The 1,315-nt window shown below is 72.2% G+C and carries 1 protein-coding gene; it reads left to right on the top strand.

Features of this window, described 5'->3' with window-relative positions; genetic code table 11:
* The coding region (locus JDV09_RS27350) for an IS1634 family transposase (protein ID WP_221372068.1) at positions 1 to 1,315 on the top strand (1,315 nt) is incomplete at both ends.

Below are 1,315 nucleotides of genomic sequence, written 5' to 3'. Positions count from 1 at the left end.
ACCGCGATGCGCTGGCCCGGCTGGTGGCTTCGATCGCCCGGTTCCTCGACCCCGAGCAGGCGATCGCGGCCGCGCACACCGGCGACATCGAGGTGCTGGACTCGCGCCGCTTCGGTGGGGCGTGGCTGCTGGACCAACTCTGGGAGCGCCTTGGGGTCGGCGCGGCGCTGCGCCGGGTGGCGGCCGACCGGCGTCTGGACGCCGACGCGACCGAGCGGGTGCTGTTCGCGCTGGTGGCGCAGCGGGCGCTGGAACCGGGCAGCAAGCTGGCCGCCACCGGCTGGGTGGCCGAGCGGGTCGCGATCGCCGGCTGTGGCGGGTTCTCCGACGACGCGGCGTATCGGGCGATGGACTTCCTGCTGGCCGCGCTGGACGAGATCGCGGCGGCGATTTTTGACTCGGTGGCCCATCTGCTCAACCTCGATGTGGACATCGTCTTCGTCGACACCACCTCCACCTACTGGGAGGTCGACGGCGCCGATGAGCTGGCCGAGGTGCAGCCCGATCCCGAGCCCGACGACGGCACCGCCACAGCGGTCGAGGGCGCAGCGCGTCGGTTCGGCACGTCCACCGACCACCGCGACGACCTGCCCCAGGTGGTGATCGCGATGGCGGTCACCCGTGACGGCATCCCGGTGCGCTGCTGGACCTTTCCCGGTGACACCGGCGACCAGAAGATCATCCGCACCGTCAAAGACGACCTGGGAGCCTGGAACCTGCACCGGCTGGTGTGGGTGGCCGACGCCGGGTTCGCCTCGGCCGCCAACCGCGCCTACCTGACCCGCGGCGGCGGGCACTACATCCACGTCGAGAAGCTGCGCCACACCAACACCGAGGCCGCCGCCGCGCTGGCCCGCCCCGGCCGCTACCACACCGTGGCCGACAACCTGCGGGTCAAGGAGATTCGGGTGGCACCCGGCGGCGGCACCGCCGACGGGGCGCGCACCGAACGGTTCGTCATCTGCCACAACCCCGATGCCGCCGCCCGCGACGCCGCCGTGCGCGAGCGGCTCATCGAGCACCTGTCCGGGCTGATCGAGGACTCCGATTCCTGGTCGAGCCGCAAACGCGACGAGCTGGTCGGCTCCCTGAAAGCCAAGCCCGGGCTGCGCAGGCTGCTGCGGCGCACCGCCACCGGGCTGCTGCGCATCGACCGCGCCGCCGCGCAACGGGAAGCCCACTACGACGGCAAGTGGCTGCTACGCACCTCCGATCTGACCCTCCGTGCCGAGGACCTGACCGCCGCCTACAAGCAGCTACTCGCCGTCGAGCGCGGCTGGCGCGACACCAAGAGCAGTCTCGGGCTGCGCCCGGT

The sequence above is a fragment of the Mycolicibacterium xanthum genome, from assembly GCF_019710635.1.
Lineage (GTDB): Bacteria > Actinomycetota > Actinomycetes > Mycobacteriales > Mycobacteriaceae > Mycobacterium > Mycobacterium xanthum.
This window is presented reverse-complemented; position numbering and strand designations above follow the sequence as displayed.